General features: G+C 46.7%; 20 protein-coding genes. 17 read left to right on the forward strand and 3 right to left on the reverse strand.

Annotation, left to right across the window (positions count from 1 at the left end; translation table 11 throughout):
- The 8 genes from A372_RS38000 to A372_RS0120175 all read left to right on the forward strand — a co-directional run.
- Positions 1-182, forward strand: a 182-nt coding sequence (locus A372_RS38000) for a hypothetical protein (RefSeq protein WP_036704829.1), incomplete at its 5' end; no start/stop codon positions are given.
- Between the two features lie 405 nt (positions 183-587).
- On the forward strand, positions 588-1,223 hold the full coding sequence (locus A372_RS0120145; protein ID WP_019422701.1) for an FMN-dependent NADH-azoreductase: 636 nt from the start codon (positions 588-590) through the stop codon (positions 1,221-1,223).
- A 127-nt stretch (positions 1,224-1,350) separates the two neighbouring features.
- Entirely contained in the window at positions 1,351-1,776 is a 426-nt protein-coding gene (locus tag A372_RS0120150) for a cell wall hydrolase (protein ID WP_019422702.1), read from the forward strand.
- A 231-nt stretch (positions 1,777-2,007) separates the two neighbouring features.
- A complete protein-coding gene (gene gerQ, locus A372_RS0120155; protein ID WP_237728574.1) occupies positions 2,008-2,397 on the forward strand; it encodes a spore coat protein GerQ in 390 nt (129 codons plus the stop codon).
- 160 nt (positions 2,398-2,557) lie between these two features.
- On the forward strand, positions 2,558-2,695 hold the full coding sequence (locus A372_RS37515) for a hypothetical protein (RefSeq protein ID WP_019422704.1): 138 nt from the start codon (positions 2,558-2,560) through the stop codon (positions 2,693-2,695).
- Positions 2,696-2,740: 45 nt separating this feature from the next.
- On the forward strand, positions 2,741-3,052 hold the full coding sequence (locus A372_RS34400) for a hypothetical protein (RefSeq protein ID WP_019422705.1): 312 nt from the start codon (positions 2,741-2,743) through the stop codon (positions 3,050-3,052).
- A gap of 12 nt (positions 3,053-3,064) precedes the next feature.
- Complete coding sequence (locus tag A372_RS35560) at positions 3,065-3,325, forward strand: glycosyltransferase (protein WP_083858898.1); 261 nt, start codon at positions 3,065-3,067, stop codon at positions 3,323-3,325.
- A 160-nt stretch (positions 3,326-3,485) separates the two neighbouring features.
- Positions 3,486-4,310 (forward strand): aldo/keto reductase, encoded by an 825-nt coding sequence (locus tag A372_RS0120175; protein WP_019422707.1) that lies wholly within the window; start codon positions 3,486-3,488, stop codon positions 4,308-4,310.
- 228 nt (positions 4,311-4,538) lie between these two features.
- Here A372_RS0120175 and A372_RS0120180 read toward each other — a convergent pair whose 3' ends face one another.
- Entirely contained in the window at positions 4,539-5,207 is a 669-nt protein-coding gene (locus tag A372_RS0120180) for a 3'-5' exonuclease (RefSeq protein ID WP_019422708.1), read from the reverse strand.
- A 366-nt stretch (positions 5,208-5,573) separates the two neighbouring features.
- On the opposite strand from A372_RS0120180, the gene A372_RS0120185 reads away from it, so the two are divergent.
- The 8 genes from A372_RS0120185 (at position 5,574) to A372_RS35565 (ending at position 14,318) form a co-directional block, all read left to right on the forward strand.
- Positions 5,574-5,984 (forward strand): hypothetical protein, encoded by a 411-nt coding sequence (locus A372_RS0120185; RefSeq protein WP_019422709.1) that lies wholly within the window; start codon positions 5,574-5,576, stop codon positions 5,982-5,984.
- A gap of 70 nt (positions 5,985-6,054) precedes the next feature.
- The gene (locus A372_RS0120190) at positions 6,055-7,104 is read left to right on the forward strand and encodes an ABC transporter permease (protein ID WP_019422710.1); all 1,050 of its coding nucleotides are present in this window, start codon (positions 6,055-6,057) and stop codon (positions 7,102-7,104) included.
- Complete coding sequence (locus tag A372_RS0120195; RefSeq protein ID WP_019422711.1) at positions 7,105-8,394, forward strand: hypothetical protein; 1,290 nt, start codon at positions 7,105-7,107, stop codon at positions 8,392-8,394.
- A gap of 4 nt (positions 8,395-8,398) precedes the next feature.
- Positions 8,399-9,061, forward strand: a complete 663-nt coding sequence (locus A372_RS0120200; protein WP_019422712.1) for an ABC transporter ATP-binding protein — start codon at positions 8,399-8,401, stop codon at positions 9,059-9,061.
- 263 nt (positions 9,062-9,324) lie between these two features.
- Positions 9,325-10,224 carry an EamA family transporter gene (locus A372_RS0120205; protein WP_019422713.1) on the forward strand — a complete coding sequence of 300 codons (900 nt, stop codon included), beginning with the start codon at positions 9,325-9,327 and terminating at the stop codon, positions 10,222-10,224.
- A gap of 183 nt (positions 10,225-10,407) precedes the next feature.
- Positions 10,408-11,097, forward strand: a complete 690-nt coding sequence (locus tag A372_RS0120210; RefSeq protein ID WP_019422714.1) for a hypothetical protein — start codon at positions 10,408-10,410, stop codon at positions 11,095-11,097.
- A gap of 90 nt (positions 11,098-11,187) precedes the next feature.
- Positions 11,188-11,682 carry a hypothetical protein gene (locus A372_RS0120215; protein WP_019422715.1) on the forward strand — a complete coding sequence of 165 codons (495 nt, stop codon included), beginning with the start codon at positions 11,188-11,190 and terminating at the stop codon, positions 11,680-11,682.
- Between the two features lie 212 nt (positions 11,683-11,894).
- A complete protein-coding gene (locus tag A372_RS35565; protein ID WP_019422716.1) occupies positions 11,895-14,318 on the forward strand; it encodes an S-layer homology domain-containing protein in 2,424 nt (807 codons plus the stop codon).
- Between the two features lie 81 nt (positions 14,319-14,399).
- Here A372_RS35565 and A372_RS0120225 read toward each other — a convergent pair whose 3' ends face one another.
- Positions 14,400-15,860 (reverse strand): SpoVR family protein, encoded by a 1,461-nt coding sequence (locus A372_RS0120225; RefSeq protein ID WP_019422717.1) that lies wholly within the window; start codon positions 15,858-15,860, stop codon positions 14,400-14,402.
- Positions 15,847-17,007, reverse strand: coding sequence for a sporulation protein YhbH (gene yhbH / locus A372_RS0120230; RefSeq protein WP_019422718.1), 1,161 nt, complete (start codon positions 17,005-17,007; stop codon positions 15,847-15,849). The genes A372_RS0120225 and yhbH overlap by 14 nt, the downstream gene beginning before the upstream one ends.
- Positions 17,008-17,207: 200 nt before the next feature.
- On the opposite strand from yhbH, the gene A372_RS0120235 reads away from it, so the two are divergent.
- Positions 17,208-17,939 (forward strand): Fic family protein, encoded by a 732-nt coding sequence (locus tag A372_RS0120235; protein ID WP_019422719.1) that lies wholly within the window; start codon positions 17,208-17,210, stop codon positions 17,937-17,939.
- Positions 17,940-17,946: the final 7 nt, after the last annotated feature.

Here is a 17,946-nt window from a genome sequence, read left to right on the forward strand (position 1 = left end):
AAAGCATTACGTCGCAAACGCATGGTCCTGAGCAAAATGTAGTGCCAAACAGCTTCCAACCGACAGGCCAGATGCAAAGCATCACGTCGCAAACGCACGGCGCGCAGCAAAACGTAGTGCCAAACAGCTTCCAGCCAGCGGGTCAAGTGCAAAGCATCACGGGACAAACGTATACTTCGTAATAGATGTGAGCGGTTCGTATCGTACGGGCCGCTTTTTACATTGGCGTCAAAGTGCCTTGGGTCACTCTCCCCACGCTTCAGTAACTCCATTTTCGCAGCTTCACTAAGCAACAACTTTCACCTGATGAAAGGGGAGATCGAAGCTAGAGACACAAAAGCAGACAAACTGTTTTGCGATAGATGCCTCATGTCGTCTTGGTAGGCCGTCGCGCTGTTTACTAGGTATTTTCTTATTTTGAAAATAATTTATATTTATGTACTTGACAAAAGTAAGTGGGAATATGTTATTATACTTACATAAAGTAAGCATGTGTTATTAAATAAGCAAGTGGTCTGAGTCAACGTCAACTATCTTGCCATGTTTTCTTCATCAAAAATCAAATTTATTTACGAGGTGGAATCATAATGAAAAAAGTTCTTGTCGTCAACTCCAATCCAAAACCAAATGAAATGTCCTTCGGCTTGCGTCTGGGCGAGCACTATCTTACATCGCTGAAAGCGGCAACCGATGTTCAAATTGAACGCGTCAATCTGTATGAAGAGAACATTCCTCTTATCGATGGCAGCGTATTGGACGGATGGGGCAAAGCGGCAGCAGGCGAGACATTGTCCGAGCAGCAGCTTCAAACAATGGGCCGCATGAACGAAATCTTGGAACAATTCATCGCGGCAGACGTTGTCGTATTCATTACGCCAATGTGGAACTTGAGCTACCCGCCGCTTCTTAAAGCATACATCGACAACGTAATTATCGCGGGTCGTTCGTTCAAATATACAGCAGAAGGCCCTCAAGGCTTGCTGAATGGCAAAAAAGTCGTTCACATCGAAGCACGCGGCGGTTTCTACTCGGAAGGTCCTGCACAGGCTATGCGTTTTACAGATTCCTATCTGAGCGCCGTGATGGCATTTGTCGGCATTACCGAATACGAGAACGTTGTAGTTGAAGGGATGAACGCAGTTCCGGATCGTGCGGAAGCATTGCTTGAGGAAGCGAAGCAACGCGCAGAAGCTAGTGTTAAACGCATGTTTGCGTCGGTATAAGACGGAGCATAGTATAGATTCATTCAGAAATACCGGTCCGCTTGGGCCGGTATTTTTTTGTGCTGCCGTCACCAAATAGGCTATCGCACATATGATGGTATCGTGTGAAGGGAGGGAAGCGAACGGCATGGCGGTCATTAAGACGAATTCCGGAGACGTGAGTCTGCTCGCGCGTTTGATGCGGGCCGAAGCCGAAGGTGAAGGCGAGCTTGGCATGCTCATGGTCGGCAACGTGGGCGTAAACCGGGTGTTGGTGAATTGCCTGGACTTTACGGATATCCGCTCGATGAATGATATGGTGTTCCAAAGTCCGGGCGGATTTGAAGCAGTGCAAAAAAGTTATTTTTATCAAAGGGCGCGCGACAGGGACGTTCGGCTGGCCAGGCGGGTCATCAATGGTGAGCGTACGTGGCCGGCAACCTATGCATTGTGGTTTTTCCGTCCGGCAGGCGAGTGCCCGAGCACATGGTACAATCAAGAAAACTCCGGCCGCTTCAAAGCTCATTGTTTCTTTTCGCCGTCAGGGGATGCATGCCCAGACGTGTACAGGTAACAACAAAGTGGTTCACACTCAAATAATCAGTCCGACAAGAGACTGTAAAGGAGAGAGCGTAAAATGTCTTATATGACGTATTGTTATCCTAACCAGCCGGTATATTCGGCGGCGCCGATGAGCATGCAGTCGAGAGGCGGCGCTTGCTATGGAGCATCCAATGTCAATATGAAAATGATGCCGTATACGATGCAGCAAGTTCCTCAGACGATGCAGTCAATTCCTCAAACGATGCAGGCAATTCCACAGACGATGCAAGCAATTCCTCAGACGATGCAGCCTGTATCCACTCCGCCTCCAGTAGCGAGCGGCAATGTGATGACTCCTTCAGGGATGGTCCTCCCTGGCGCCCTTGGCGAGCAGTCTTATATCGAAAATATTTTGCGCCTGAATCTGGGCAAAGTCGGAACGTTCTACATGACGTACGAGAACAACTCGGAATGGAATGCGAAAGTGTTCCGCGGCGTACTGGAAGCCGCCGGTCGCGACCACATCATTATAAGCGACCCAATGACTGGGCAGCGCATTATGCTGTTGATGGTGAACTTCGATTACGCGACATTTGACGAGCCTCTGAACTATCAATATCCGTTTGCCCCAACCCCTCGGACGGAGGATTAGCATCATTCCATAGTCGTCAGCTAGCAAGCCGCAGCCTCGCCGGAGGAAAGCGGCTTCTCTTCTTTCTTATAAAAATCTTTAAAACTGTTTAAAGCTTTGTTAAAGAAGGGCGATTATAATACGGGTAACAGGGGGAATTCGGATCGAGGGAGGCGAAGGAATGCTGCATTCGGAGGGCAAGCTGATCATTCTTACGGCTCGATATGGAGAAGGACACTGGCAGGCGGCACAGGCATTAAAGCAGCAGTTGGAACGGCGCGGTGCGGAAGTGTTGATTATAGACTTAATTCGACCTTGATCTGATTCATGTGAGCGGCATTCCAGTTCGGGGCGGATTACGGAATTGGCGCGTCTGGTCGATACTGGGGCGCTAGACCATGCCGAGCAAGGGAAGGTGCTGCAGAAGGCAGCGCTTCGTCAGTTCTACGGCTTGGATGCTTCGAAGCGAACGACCTTAATGATGTCAGGTGGATATGGGACACAAGCCATATCCGAACAGCTTATCGAGCGGTTGACTGCCATTCCCGAGCATCAATGCGCCGTCATTTGCGGACGCAATGCGCGTTGGGAAGCTTTGCTGAAGGAAAAGTATGACGGTCGCCCTGACATTCATATTTATGGATATGTGGAGCGTGTTCATGAGCTGATGGCATGATCCGATGCGGTCATTACAAAGGCCGGCGGGCTCACGTTGACCGAAGCGCTCGCACTGCGCGTGCCGCTCTTCCTTGTCCGTCCGCAACCAGGCCAAGAGCGGGAGAATGCGCGTTACTTCGCGATGCAGGGCGCTGCTATAGTTGCCCGGCATGAGCTGGAGTTAGCCGAACAGCTAATGGAAGCCTATGCTCGTCCGGAACGCTTGTCAGCCATGCAAGCACGAATGGAGCACATAGCTCGGCCGCATGCTGCGGGAGCGCATTGCGGATGATGTCATGCAGAGAATGGCGACAGAATGTGTGCTGACATTGCCGCGATGTGAATGGAATTTGCGTCATACTGCTGTTTAATACTATACTGAAATAGAGCGGCGCGGGGGTCCGCGGCGGTCAGTGTAAGGAGTTTTTCATGATATGAAGGAGGGGTTCACAATGCTCATAACTTTGAATAATGGTGTAAGCATGCCGCAGCTCGGACTCGGTGTATGGCGGGTCGAAGAAGGACAGCAAGTCAAAGATGCGGTGAAGACGGCACTGGACACCGGTTATCGTCTTATTGATACGGCGGCAATTTATAAGAACGAAGCGGGCGTAGGTGAAGCCATCCGTGAATCGGGCGTAAAGCGCGAGGACATTTTTTTGACGACGAAAGTTTGGAATTCCGATCAAGGCTATGACGCCACATTGAAAGCTTTTGATGAAAGCTTACATAAATTAGGGACGGACTACATTGATTTGTATTTGATTCATTGGCCGCTTCCTTCGCAGGACTTGTATGTGGATACGTATAAGGCGCTCGAAAAATTGGTTCAAGACGGACGAGTTCGCGCCATTGGCGTATCGAACTTCCATATCAATCACTTGGAGCGAATCTTACAGGAGTGCACCGTGAAGCCGACCGTCAATCAGGTCGAATGTCACCCGCGCCTTGCGCAGAACAAGCTGCGTGAGTTCTGCCAGCAGAACGACATTTATTTGGAAGCTTGGAGCCCGTTAATGCAGGGCGGAGACATTTTGACTCATGAGACGATTGCTTCGATCGCGGCAAATCATGGCAAGACTCCGGCTCAAGTCATTATTCGTTGGCATTTGCAAAAAGGAAATATCGTCATTCCGAAATCGATTACGGCATCCCGCATTAAAGAGAATTTTGACGTGTTCGACTTCGAATTGAGTGAGGACGAATTGGCGGGCATTAACGCGATGAACGAGGACAAGCGTGTCGGTCCGGATCCGGACGAATTCGCAGTTACGTAATAACATAGTTTTGCTTGATTATAGCGTGAGGGGAACGGCAAGGCATTTGCAGCGTGCAATGCTTGTGCCTTTCCCCTTTTTCATATTGCGTACATTTAGCGGCAATTTTATTAGAGTTTGAACACGCACTATTAATCGTAATAATAACATATTCGCTTGGTTTTGTAAGCCCTTTCATTTTGGGATAGAGAAAAGCACGGCTTGCCCCGTAAATAGGGAAAACCGTGCTTATTTGTCGGTATTCTTATTCCAACTGGCGAGCGCGGCGAACGGATTGATCGGTTCATCTTCCTGTGCATCGCGATAGACGACTTCACTTTCATAGTTCGGATGCTCCTTCACCTCGTTACGCTTCAGTTGGATGTGCTCCTTCATGCGGATATAGATGAGTGCCGTATTGTAGGCATCGTCCAATGCGCGGTGGTGTTTGCCGACAAAAGGCACCTCAAGCGCTTCAAGCGCGGCTTTGAGGCCGACCTGCTGATTGTTCTCTCGCTTCATGGCAAGAGAGACCTGCTTCTGCAAGTTGTTATGATTGCGCAGCCAGTGCATCGGAATGCGCTTCTGGCGGCATTCTTTCAGAAATTGGGTCTTATCGTCCGGACCCCACGAACATAGCGCGTAATCGTCTGTATCGATCCACGCTACGAACTGGTCCAGCGCGTCCTGCAGATGGTCAGCTTGATTGACGTCGTCCTGCGTAATGCCTGTGAACTTCACCGTGTCTGTCGTCAACTTGGGGGAGAGCACGGGTTTGACGAAAGATTGAAAGGTATCCACGATGACCGTGCTGCCTTCCTCTTCCGCCACTTTAACCGCTCCGATTTCGATGATTTCCGCGAATTCCCCTTTTTTACGCTTCACGGTCATTTCCAAATCATAGATAATCGCTAACATGCAGCTGCTCCTATTCTATTCATTCTTTATTTCTTTTATTTTAACATACGTTGCGAGAAAGGTTGGTAGGAACTACTTGGATGCCTTGGATGCATTAGCGGAAACAAGGAGATCTTTTCTCGTGAACTCGTCGTTTCAATACAAGAAAAGTACAAATTCTTATCTCAAAAATCGTGCTAAACAAACAAAATGAGACAATATTCATTTTCTTGTATATACATTTCATGGAAACTATGGTACAGATATAATGTATGTAATATATGTAATTTCCTACATGTTACACAAATGCAAATAATGTTTGATGAAATTGTTTTGGATTGCTGGCCGGCATTCAAATATATTATTTTGACTCAGGAGGGATTAAAATTGAAAAGTAAATTCAGTAAAAAAGCTATCTCTCTAGCAGCTACAGTTACTATACTTGGATCTTTGGTGACATCAGCTGTTGCAGCATCTGGAACAGCCGGAGGAGGATGGATTGAAGGCAAAGGATATTTTAATACTCCCAATGCTGGTTTTTCTACTCTAAATGAAAAGACATATCCAGAAAAACATAAAGGCGACGCAGAATTCGACGATCGTGAATATGGTCAGGTTAAACGCGCTGTGGCAGAAACTTGGTGGAAGGGCGTCTATCATTACTCTAGAGCAAAGTTAGTATGGATTTGGGATAGGGAAGACTCAGGAAGAAAATGGGATGATGACTACACTTACGCTGCGACAGACTGGGGAAATACAAGTTGGATCGCATACACATATTGGGGTAATGAGGAATAACTAATAACTAATAACAAGGGTGAGATCCCAAGTTCAGCTTGAGGTCTCATCCTTTTATACGAGGTAATCGATGAAAATGAAATTATCAACCTATCATGGAGAAGGCACGTTGCATTTCGTCATACTTTATTCCTTAATGAGCATTATTATCGTTACGGCAAGTTATTATATCGCCAAGCAAGAAGAGTTGAATATATTGTCAAGAGGATTATATGCTGAGGACAATCTATTTTTTGTAATAGAGGATACGGAATTAACGGACATTCCTTGGAATAACCTTTCTGCAGCCCAATCGTATACGATTTTCAAAGAACTGCAAACGGGTAAAGAGACGATTAGAGCTGTATATTACAATCATGATACTTATCAACCACCTATCCGGTCAGGGAGATATTTCAACAAGCATGATTTCTATGCCGGCAAGCGTGTTGCCGTGGCTGGTACAGAAATTGAACGCGCTAACATAGTGGACAAGCAAGGCAAGCCATATTTAACCTACCAAGGAGAACAATTCGAAATTATCGGAAAGATGGGGGCCTCGTATCCGTCCTTTATAGATCATATGATATTGCTGAATTTAGATGCGGCAGATCAGCAACATCATAACGATTCCTCGATATATGCAATCAACGCACAAGCTGGAAATTCATTGATAAATAATGGTTTGCTATCCATTGGGGATGCGGAAATGAAAGTGCGTATGTTCAAACGGGGTGACAGCGGATCGCAAAGATTTTTGGGGACAGACATGTATAGCAACATGATTATCCTTGCCATAACTGTGCTCTTAATAGGTTCAAGTATTTTATTTGCTTTTCATTGGATGAAAAGAAAGCAGCAGGAACTTCACGTGCTTTGGATTGCCGGCATTCGGCACAGACACCCTTTTAGACGGTATACATTGCGATTTTTGGCTATGACCGCATTGTGTTATGGGATTATCGGCGGGATTGGTTTCTTGATCATGATGAATCGTTACTCATTATCTGAAGTGATTAAGTCATTTGCAACCTATCTGATAATGGGCGGCGTGGTTATGTTCATAACGTCATTCTTATCTATACTTTTAGCTGGAAAACAGATGTATGGGCAATTGGCCATAGAAAGGAATGGTCACTAAATGAACATGATTTTTACGGAAGTAAGCGAAAGTATACGGAGAAGCAGGACGGCTTCTTACTTTATCTTTTTTCAAATCATCATGTTATTTTTTCTGGTTACCATCCTGTTTCTTAACTACGCTTCTCTTGATCGAAAGACAGATCAAGCCCAAACGCTGAGCTCGCTGAACAGGTATCAATTGTCCGACACGCTGTACAATGACGGTGAATTGAGAAAGCTCATGAGTCAACCGAGCTTTTTAACCATATTAAAAAGATTATATATTAATTTAGAAGAAAATCTGGATGAAAAATACATTTATGCATTTACTCAACCCGCTAAATTATTAAACTATGATAATGCGAACAAAGAAATTTTTAGGTCTTATTATGAAGAAGGTAAGAGGATAAAGCCTTCAATGATTGATAATATAGGACCTTATTATTCCATAAAGGCTATACAAATGAACAAACAAGCTATCGATCATTTTCAGATCACAGTTATGGATGGCCAACCATTCGATATCGAAGACTTTAAAAATGTTAATAGCAAGAATATTCCTGTGCTGCTAGGTTATGAATATAAAAATATATATCAGGTTGGTGATGTGATAAAGGGTAAATACCTTTTTGAGGACATCAATTTTCATATAAAAGGATTTGTTAAAGAGAATTCATTGGTTACGACCGCCAGACGTTCTGAGCTTTATTTAGATAGATATATCATTATGCCTGCGCAACATTTTATATATTCTCCCGTGGATGATGCATCGTTCAAATTCCAACAAAAACATTATTTGCAATTGATTAATGGCGAAATACATAGCTCGAACAATGGGTATGTCGTAAGGAACAAATTTGAAGCCATTAAAAAAGAGTCTGGTTTTTTTGACACGCAGCTGCTCGGAGCCAATAATCCGTCGTATAATTTTGTGTTCGCTTCGATTAATGAACATATAGGCTTGTTAACCTTAATCGCGATATCGGTCTTCATCGTTTGCGTGATAAGTATATTCATCCTCATGTTAGACAAAGTGGATAAAAACTTCAAGAATTTCTCGGTTCATTTCATTTCTGGAGCGAATTTAAAACATATTTTCACTTACTTTTTAGCCGAGATCATCGTTATGGTCTGTCTGCCGGGCGTTGTCGCGATCTTGTTTTACAAATTTTTAGTTGATGTTAGTTTTGTATGGTATCTCATTCTCATGACAGGATGTATGGCAACCATTATATTATTAACGATAATACCAGTCTATAACAAGATTAGAAGGCTTGAGATAAGCATGTTTCTTAAAAGGGCGGGATAAGACAATGATAAAAATGGTTGATCTGCACAAATCGTATCGAGTCGGAACAGAAGAAGTAAAAGTGTTAAAAGGGATTGATTTAGAAATTAAACAAGGATCCATGGTTGCCATTATGGGAAGAAGCGGATCGGGTAAATCTACTCTATTAAATATCATTTCTGGATTGGAAAAAGGGAATGGGCGATATACTTTTAAGGATCAAAATTTAAGTGATAAATCACTAAATGAATTAGCTGACTTCAGAAGAAAGCATATCGGATTTGTATTGCAAAACTGCGCGATGTGCGATAGCAAAAATGTTTTCGATAATGTAGCGTTACCTTTGCGATATGGTAAGTACAATGAGATAGAGATACAGAACAGAGTCGAACAAGCGCTTGAAGCCATGGAGTTAAGCGGAACTCTTCATAAGACGGTCGACATGTTGTCTGGAGGGGAATTGCAACGAGTGGCGATAGCCAGAGCGTTGATTCATAATCCGGAGGTCATATTGGCCGATGAGCCGACAGGCTCACTGGATGAACAGACGGAGCAAACGATATTGTCTATATTTAAGCAGCTTCATCGAGAAGGGAAAACCATTATTATCGTGACGCACGATCGGCAAGTGGCTGATGCTTGCGAAGAAACATTTTGTATAAGAGACGGAAAGATTCGATCCGATTGAGTCTCTATTCCTTCAGCCTTGTTCTACAGTCAGTAAAATACATTGACATTGACCGCGGCCCTTTATACAATAAACGTTGCAGAACCGTTCGGACTCTTACCAAACTCAATTCGCGTTCAGAGTGGATTGAGCGGCGGAATTTTGCAAAGGCGCCCAGTGCGGCAGCCTTTGGTTTCGTTCGCCCCCTGTCTCGTAGACAGGGGGTTTTTGGCGTGTTTACAAGCATGCTCAGCTAGAGAAACAGGAAGGGAGAGTTATCCATCATGAACCTTTTTCGCTATGCACTGCTCGTATTCATCGGAGCGTGCAGCTATGGAACGTTATCTACGATTATGAAGCTCGCGCTCGAGGAAGGCTTCACGGTACCGCAAATAATTGGCGGGCAATATTTCTTCGGATGGTCGCTGCTCGTCATCGCGACTGTGTTATTCTCCCGCCATAAGGTAAGCATGCGGCATATTTTGGTGTTGCTCGCCTGTGGATTAACTCTTAGCTGTACGTCGATTACGTACGGCATCACGGTTGGAGAATTGCCGGCTTCCATCGCGGTCGTCTTCTTATTCCAATTTACGTGGATCGGCGTATTGCTCGAAGCGCTGGTAACCCGCACGTTTCCGGAACGGACGAAGCTTGTGTCCGTCTTGCTCCTTCTCATCGGCACTGTCTTTGCAGGCGGCCTGGCCGATCACGGCTTGTCCGGCATGACCTGGAAGGGGGCGGTGTTCGGCATGATTTCGGCGATCTCGTTTGCCCTTTATATTTTTGTCAGCGGCCGGGTAGCAACGGAAGTTCCGGTGTTGAACAAAAGCTTGACAATGACAACCGGAGCCATGGTGGTCGTCTTCATGATGTTTCCTCCCACCTTTATCGTGGATGGAACGCTTGGTGCGGGATTGTGGAAATACGGGATTACGATGGGGCTGCTCGGCATTATTATTCCGGTCGTCTTCTTCGGCATCGGAGTGCCGAAGGTTGGATCTGGCATCGGTACGATTTTGGGCGCCGCTGAGCTTCCGGCCGCAGTGGTCATGTCCGTTGCCGTTCTCAACGAACAGGTGACTTGGCTGCAATGGTTCGGTATTATCATCATATTTGCGGGAATTTGTTTGCCGCAGTTGTCTCTTGTGCAGCGAGCGCGCATAAAACAATCAAAGGCAAGTTAGACAAAAATTATAGTTGTTACGACCGGGAGCGGCAGCTCTCGGTTTTTTATTTCGGATAAAAGGATGACGATAGAGGGGGATTGATCCATAATAGAAAAATATGAACAATGGTTCAACTTTTATTTAAAATTTGAAGTATTATCATAGTTAAGTATTATCAAAGCAGAAAAGAGGGAATGCGTCTTGTCAGTCAACCGTTATATGCACATTGTGCGCAGCGGGGCACACGTGCCGATGGGAAGAGCTTATCGCTTTTTTATCATTGTAGTGTTGCATGCGGATTTGATGAACTTGGATGTAGATGGAGATAGTGCGGATGCCTTAAGTAAAAGCGCACGCAATTTATCGTTTATTCCAATGGACGGAATTGAGGTGTGTGCGATATATGGATATGAGAATACCGAACAGAACGATCGCAGGATGATCGTGCTGGGTCCATCGGAGCCGGACGATATGAAGCTGGTCGTTATCGAATGTGAAAGCTGTGGGAGTTGGGACACTATCGGTGTGCAGACGATTGCTCAATGCGAATTGACGTTGGAAGGCGACGAGCAACGAGAGGGGGGACAGGCTGTCATCGAGGTTCAACAGATTCAAATGGACGTGACGGAGAGTGATTCCCCTCTATGTGCTGCAGAGCATCAGGTGGACAGGCAGCTCAAATGGATTAGGGAACTTCCGCTTCTTTCGCCTTCTTTGCATGCCCGTCGCATTACGGGGGAGAAGGAAGATCCATATTGGTTGTTTCAGCGCAAGCTTGACGAGCTTATCGTCGTCGCCATTCAAGCGCCGCAGGATGAACTTCGTCAGATGCTTCTGTACATACACGAGAAGCTGGTTCAATATGCTGATCGGTTGAAGTTGCGTAATTAGTATGATTTTGTCGATTTTGAAAGCAGGGACTGGGCGAAAAATGTTGAAGTTGTAACCACTTGACAAACCTGACGAAGGGTGATAGACGTTATGCAGCGTGTATATTACCGAAGACAAGTTGTAGCAGCCCGATTTTTTGCGTCCTTGCTATGTGCAGCAGGAATCGTCGTCTTGACTTACGCGGCCTTCACCGTGACCATGCCGGCTTCCGTTCGCTTCGGCGCTCTGGCCGCAGCCATGATTGGATACAGTTATTTTGGCAGCAATATGGTATGCTCATTCATCGCGCTACTCAAACCGGACAATGCATTGTTTTACTATGACGAGACCTCGTTATGGAATGAACGAGATTGGAAAATCGGTTGGGAAGATGTAAGTGACATTACGATAGAAGGCGCACGCGTAGGCATTTTATTTCGGCCTATTTTCCCCACATTCAACTTTCAACTGACGGATGGTTCGCAGTTGAAAATTAATACGTATAACGCAATGACTGAGCTTGAAATGAAGGAATGGAAGGTAAAATTAAAACGGCAGCAGAAAGCGTATCATTCCGGCGTTCTGCCTGTGGATGAGTTGGCGTAGGCACATAAGCTTCGCATGAACGGGAGTCACGATAGTGGCTCCTTTGTTGTATGGAAATAGGAAAATAGCACTGGTATTACCTAGTAAATTGTTACCGTAAAAAGAAAGATTCGCCCTAGTAATAGGCTCAAATTTGTAGTATCTTTTTCTATTGTGACAGAAGACCCATATCACGAAAAGATGAAGCAAATCAGCGAGGAGTTGCAGCAACAATGAAAACATGGGTGAGCAAATTATTGGTGATGCTGATGGTGGTGAGCATAAGCGTCTCAAATGCGAATGTAGCGTTTGGCGATGCCTCAGCTCCGACAGCAGCATCGAAAAAGACATTTTTGACCGATATTTCCGGTCATTGGGCGGAGAAAACGATTGAGAAATTTGCTGCTGAAGGAATGGTTCAGGGGTATGAGAATGGATCTTTCCAGCCAAACGGCACAATGAAGCGGGCTGAACTGATCACGGTTATCAATCAGTTGTTCGGATTCCAAGAGACCGGAGCCGTATCAGCGGCCGATGTCACGCCTGACGATTGGTTCTATACAGAGGTTGCAAAGGCACAGAAAGCGGGATACATAACAGGTTATACGAATGGAAGGTTCAAGCCGGAACAGGCGATAACCCGTCAGGAGACGGCAGTGTTGATTGCCCATATGCTTGATCTGGAGGTTACCGGTTCCAGCAATGCGTTTACCGATACGGTGAACAGTCCTGAATGGAGCAAAGGTGCAATCGGAGCAGTGACCGAGGCTGGAGTTATGCAAGGCTATAACGAGAATATCTTCAAACCTACAGCACAAGTAACGCGTGCCGAAGCGGTTGTCATTCTGGATAGAGCTTATCAAGCCAAAAATGTCGCTTATGACAAAGCGGGCGTATATGGACCGGAAACCGACGTAGAGAAAATCAATCAAAACGTCGTAATCAACGTTCCTAGCGTTACGCTGCAAAACATGGACATTCAAGGGAACCTTCTCATTGGCCGCGGGGTCGGTGAAGGCGACGTCACGCTGAAAAATGTCAAGGTTCATGGCACGACAACCGTGCAGGGCGGAGGCGAAAACAGCATCCACTTCGAAGACTCCATCATGGTGACGGTAGTCGTAGATAAAGTGGATGGAAAAGTGCGGATTGTCGTGAACGGCTCCACACAAATCGCCGATGTGACGGTGCAATCGAATGCGAAAATCGAAGCGCAATCCAGTGCGGAAATCAATAAGGTGACCTTATCTGAGGCACTGCCGCAGGCTTCTAATGTACAGTTAGTCGGTTCGTTCGAGACGGTCAATGTCATTGCCAAAAGCATTGTCGTTGATATCCCTAAAGGCTCGATTAAAGATTTGAACGTTGATTCGGCGGCTGCTGGAACGAAGCTGGATCTTGGCCGCGAAGCGTCCATCGTCACTTTGATTATGAATGCGGCGATTAACGTAGCGGGTCAAGGCACGGTTCAGAGCGCAACGGTCAATGCCGAAGGAATTTCGATGGAGAAGCCTGCGAGCAACATGAAGGTCGGCAGCGATGTTGCGAAAGAAGTGAAATTAAAAATCGGCGGTAAAGACGTTGCGGCGAATGATGCCAAACAACCGGCTTCGACGCCATCTGCCAGCGGCTCCTTGTCGAATGACAGCAGCAATTCGGACAGTGGATCGACAGGCAGCGGATCGACAGGCAGTGGCAATAACAGCGGGGAACAGCCTGGTGGCGGCATCGATATTCATCCATTGCCGACAGGTGATGTTCCGGTACTGTCGTCCGTAACCAAAAAAGCGACAGTAACCGAAAGTGTATATGCCGTCAGCGATATGGACGGTTGGGTATATATTGTAGAGAGCGGCACGACACGCAGCCAGATCGGCTTGGAAGAAGCGGTCCGGGGCGGCATAGGAAAGAAAGAAGCAGTCAAGGCCAACCAAGGCGTTTATATTGATACGACCGGATTGAGCAAAACAAAGGTTACATTCTTGGTCATCGCTCTCAGTGCAGAAGGACAGGTCTCGTACCCAGAATTTATTAAATTGTATGCAGGCAAGGACGATGCGTTGGAATACAGCGGCACTAGCCAATCGGGAAGAACGAACAGCAGCATTATTTTCAACTTCAATAAAGAAATTCAAAATCATTTGCCCGATTTGGAGGCGCTGAAAGCGGCCATTACTTTTTCGGTCAATCATGAACCGTTCCAGCCTTTGCATGCGGAAGATGAAATTCGCCTGTATGCGAATAGTCTGGAGGTTGTGTTCGCAGTGCCTTATTCGGGTGAAGCCAACAAGCTTCATCTTAATGCAAGCGTCATCCAAGATACGTACGGCAATGTGTACGATCGAGAGGTTACAACCTCTGACATCAAGGCAGGCTTGAATGTTCAATTAGTGTCTGACAAGCGGGTCTTTGCCGTTGGGGACGAAATTGCGGTACGCGTGAATCAGCGGACAACGGTCTATCTCGTGCCGAGCGCCGTCCGCTTTAATACCTTATTCGATGTGGAGAATGAAGTGGTGGCCAAACGCGGAACGAAAGTAACCGTTGCGGAACAAGAGCCGGATCAGGATGTTATGATACCTACAGCGGATTTGACTCCAGGTTCGTATAGCGTTCTAGTCTGGCCAGGCAACTCTGTTCACATAACGCTTCAATAGTTTTGCCAATATCGGAGAACCGCCGGTCGACACCATCGTTCGACCGGCGGTTTATTTGTTTCGTGTGCAGTAGACTTTCGCTTACCCTACAAATTTGCGCGATACCTTTTTACCGTCATAGGTGAACATGACCGTCTTCTCTTCGACTTTCGTTTCCAGATGCACCGGCTTGCCCCACAGCGTATACACGTATGGCAGCGTGCGCTCCAAATATTTCAGATCGAGCTCCACGCCTTCGTATTGATGATTCAAATACAGCTCACCGTTGCGCTGATAATCCCCGTCCTGCACGACTAGATACGGAAATCCGCCGTTGACGCGCGAGTAGACCAGCTGATCGCGGATGTTCTCCCACGATTTATCGGTAATTTTCCATTCGGGCCCTTTCTTCTCGAAGATGTACAGATCAAGCTCATCCGTCAACTCCTTCGTCAAATAGTTGCGAATAAAGGAAAGATCGGAGTCGAGCTCGCGCACTTCGAACATTTTGGCGCGTCCCTGTCCCGGCTGGCGGCCGTAGCGCTCCCGTTCCTCGCGGGATGGCTGATCCCATCTTTTCTCAATGTCCTCGAACATCTTCACGCCTAGATAGTAAGGGTTCAGACTATGGCGGGACGGCTGCACGACAGAGCTGTTCAGCTTCGCGTACTCGAATGTCTCATCGGTCGTCAAATCCAGTTCGCGCACGATGCGCTGGTGCCAGTAAGAAGCCCAGCCTTCGTTCATGATTTTCGTCTCCAGCTGTGGCCAGAAGTAGAGCATCTCATCCCGCAGCATCGACATGATGTCCCTCTGCCAATCTTCCAGCACCGGGGAGAATTCCTGAATGAACCAGACGATATCTTTCTCCGGTTCCGGCGGGAAGCGGCGGTCAGGCAACTCTTGCAGCGCAGCCATGCCCGATTTGAGGGCTATCTTCATCTCATCGAGCGCCCATAGATCGTCGTAGTCCCCCTGTGCTTTGGTGGGCTGTCCCTCTTGCTCCCGCTGCTCCCGCATTTTAAGCTCCATATAGCGTTGTTTATCCAGCTTCTGTGGCCGCACAACTTGCGGATCGATATGTTCTTGGATGCCTAGCACTGCATCGATAAAGCTCTCGACCGCGTGAGTGCCATACTCCATTTCGTACTCCGTGACCCGTTCGGCGGTCGCGGACATACTCTCGACCATATTTCGGTTCGAAGTGGAGAAGCGGGCATTGTTCTTGAAGAAATCGCAGTGCGCAAGCACGTGCGCTACGATGAGCTTATTCTGGATGAGCGAGTTCCCCTCGAGCAGAAACGCATAGCAAGGATTGGAATTAATGACGAGCTCATATATTTTGCTGAGACCGAAGTCGTATTGCATCTTCATGCGATGAAATGTTTTGCCGAAGCTCCAATGGCTGAAGCGGGTCGGCATGCCATATGCGCCGAACGTATAAATAATGTCGGCGGGACAAATTTCGTAGCGCATTGGATAGAAGTCCAGCCCGAATCCTTCTGCGATTTCCGTAATTTCGGCAATAGCGTATTCAAGATCGCGGTTGTCATCGGACGTCATGACGCACCCCTCCCGGCTGCTTTTTGAAAAAATGCTTGAGCGCTTTGTACACCTCAGTCTTCTCTTTGATGACATAGTACATAAAATGGGGGAGATTGATGTTGCGGTAAGCGGACATAAGCGTGCTGCTGCGGTTGTACTGATTAACCTCGCCATAGCCGAACATATTGGAGCGCTTGAGCAGCTGGGAAATGAGCTTGACGCAGCGTTCGTTGTCGCTCGTTAAATTGTCGCCATCGGAGAAATGGAATGGATAAATATTATAGCTGGACGTCGGATAGCGATTGTCGATAATCTCAAGCGCCTTAATATAGGCGGAAGAACAGATCGTGCCGCCGCTCTCGCCGCGGGTGAAGAATTCTTCTTCCGTTACCTCCTTCGCCTCGGTGTGATGCGCGATGAATACGAGCTCGACCTTTTCGTACTGACGGCGCAGGAAGCGAGTCATCCAGAAGAAGAAGCTGCGGGCGCAATACTTTTCGAACGAGCCCATCGAACCCGAAGTATCCATCATCGCGATAATGACCGCATTGGAATGCGGCTTGACGATTTCCTCCCACGTCTTGAATCGCAGATCATCTGGATTGATGCCGTGAATGCCCGGCTGTCCCGCCAATGCATTGCGGCGCAAATTTTCCAGTATCGTCCGCTTCTTGTCGATGTTAGACATAATGCCTTTTTTACGGATATCATTGAACCGGATTTCCGTTGTTTCCAATTGGTCCTTGTCTTTCTGCTTCAGATGCGGCAGCTCTAATTCGTCGAACAGCATGTTCTCGAGTTCGGCGATGTTCACTTCCGCTTCGATGACGTCTGCACCTGGCTGATTACCGGCTTGCTGACCTTTGCCTTGCCCCTGGGAACCGTCTGTGCCGAGCACGTCTCCCACTTGGCTGTCTCCATCGCCTTGCCCAACGTGCTTCTTCTTATTGAAGTTATACACGAACCGGAACTCATCCAAGCTGCGGATGGGGACTTTAATAATCTGTTTGCCGTCTGACATAATAATATTTTCTTCCGTCACGAGGTCAGGAAGATTTTGTTTGATTGCTTCGCGGACTTTCTGCTGATGGCGCGCTTGGTCCTGGTACCCCTTGCGGTGGAGGGACCAATCCTCACGGGAAACGATAAACGTTCGTGCATCCAATGGCAGACACCTCCTGATGGATGTATTTCTCAACCTGTTGAAACAGTGTATTGGCTTATGGGAAAAGAATTGCGTGTTATACAAATATATTCAGAATGCAGGGGGTTATGTGATGGATGTGTGCAGCGGTGTTATCTGTTTACGTTATCCTGAGCATGGTATAATAGAGGATATAGCAGGAACAGATGGAGTGATTGAATATGTTCACATCGGTGGATAGTAAGAAACGTGTCCTCGATCAGAAAAGGCCCTTGCCTCCAAATACACTACACAGCATTCGTGAGCACCTCATTGTGAATTGGACCTACCACTCCAATGCCATAGAAGGCAATACCTTAACGTTGTCAGAAACGAAGGTTGCTCTAGAAGGAATTACGATTGGCGGGAAAAAGATACAGGAGCATCTAGAAGCGATTAATCATAAGGATGCCATTCTTTACGTCGAAGAGATTGTACAGAAGCAGGAGCCACTATCGGAGTGGCAGATAAAAAGCATCCACCGTTTAATATTAAAAGGGATTGATGATGAACATGCGGGAGCTTATCGTAAGGAAAATGTGCTGATCAGCGGAGCCGAGCATCTCCCGCCTGAAGCGGTACAAGTTCCTGTGCAGATGGAAGAGTTCATTAAGTGGTATGGTAATGAGGGACAGAAGCAGCATCCCGTAGTAAGAGCGGCTTTGATTCACAGTGATTTTGTGAAGATTCATCCCTTTATTGACGGTAACGGAAGAACTGCTCGGTTACTATTGAATTTTGAGTTGATGAAGAACGGATATCCGCCTATCGTGATTGAAAAAGACATGAGGGCCGAGTATTACGCATCGCTTGATGAGGCTCATACGACTGGTAATAATGATAAATTTATTTCTCTTGTTACCAGGATTCTAGATCGTACGTTTGATTTTTATTTGAAGCTAGTTATCAATTGAATGGCTT

The organism is Paenibacillus sp. OSY-SE (assembly GCF_000283315.1).
In the GTDB taxonomy this organism is placed as follows: domain Bacteria; phylum Bacillota; class Bacilli; order Paenibacillales; family Paenibacillaceae; genus Paenibacillus_B; species Paenibacillus_B profundus.

Coding starts and splice junctions, on each gene's coding strand:
- A372_RS0120145 (WP_019422701.1), top strand. CDS start 588: ATGAAAAAAGTTCTTGTCGTCAACTCCAATCCAAAACCAAATGAAATG.
- A372_RS0120200 (WP_019422712.1), top strand. CDS start 8,399: ATGATAAAAATGGTTGATCTGCACAAATCGTATCGAGTCGGAACAGAA.
- A372_RS0120205 (WP_019422713.1), top strand. CDS start 9,325: ATGAACCTTTTTCGCTATGCACTGCTCGTATTCATCGGAGCGTGCAGC.
- A372_RS0120150 (WP_019422702.1), top strand. CDS start 1,351: ATGGCGGTCATTAAGACGAATTCCGGAGACGTGAGTCTGCTCGCGCGT.
- A372_RS0120215 (WP_019422715.1), top strand. CDS start 11,188: ATGCAGCGTGTATATTACCGAAGACAAGTTGTAGCAGCCCGATTTTTT.
- A372_RS0120175 (WP_019422707.1), top strand. CDS start 3,486: ATGCTCATAACTTTGAATAATGGTGTAAGCATGCCGCAGCTCGGACTC.
- A372_RS0120180 (WP_019422708.1), bottom strand. CDS start 5,207: ATGTTAGCGATTATCTATGATTTGGAAATGACCGTGAAGCGTAAAAAA.
- A372_RS0120225 (WP_019422717.1), bottom strand. CDS start 15,860: ATGACGTCCGATGACAACCGCGATCTTGAATACGCTATTGCCGAAATT.
- A372_RS35565 (WP_019422716.1), top strand. CDS start 11,895: ATGAAAACATGGGTGAGCAAATTATTGGTGATGCTGATGGTGGTGAGC.
- gerQ (WP_237728574.1), top strand. CDS start 2,008: ATGCAGGCAATTCCACAGACGATGCAAGCAATTCCTCAGACGATGCAG.
- A372_RS37515 (WP_019422704.1), top strand. CDS start 2,558: ATGCTGCATTCGGAGGGCAAGCTGATCATTCTTACGGCTCGATATGGA.
- A372_RS0120190 (WP_019422710.1), top strand. CDS start 6,055: ATGAAAATGAAATTATCAACCTATCATGGAGAAGGCACGTTGCATTTC.
- A372_RS0120235 (WP_019422719.1), top strand. CDS start 17,208: ATGTTCACATCGGTGGATAGTAAGAAACGTGTCCTCGATCAGAAAAGG.
- A372_RS0120195 (WP_019422711.1), top strand. CDS start 7,105: ATGAACATGATTTTTACGGAAGTAAGCGAAAGTATACGGAGAAGCAGG.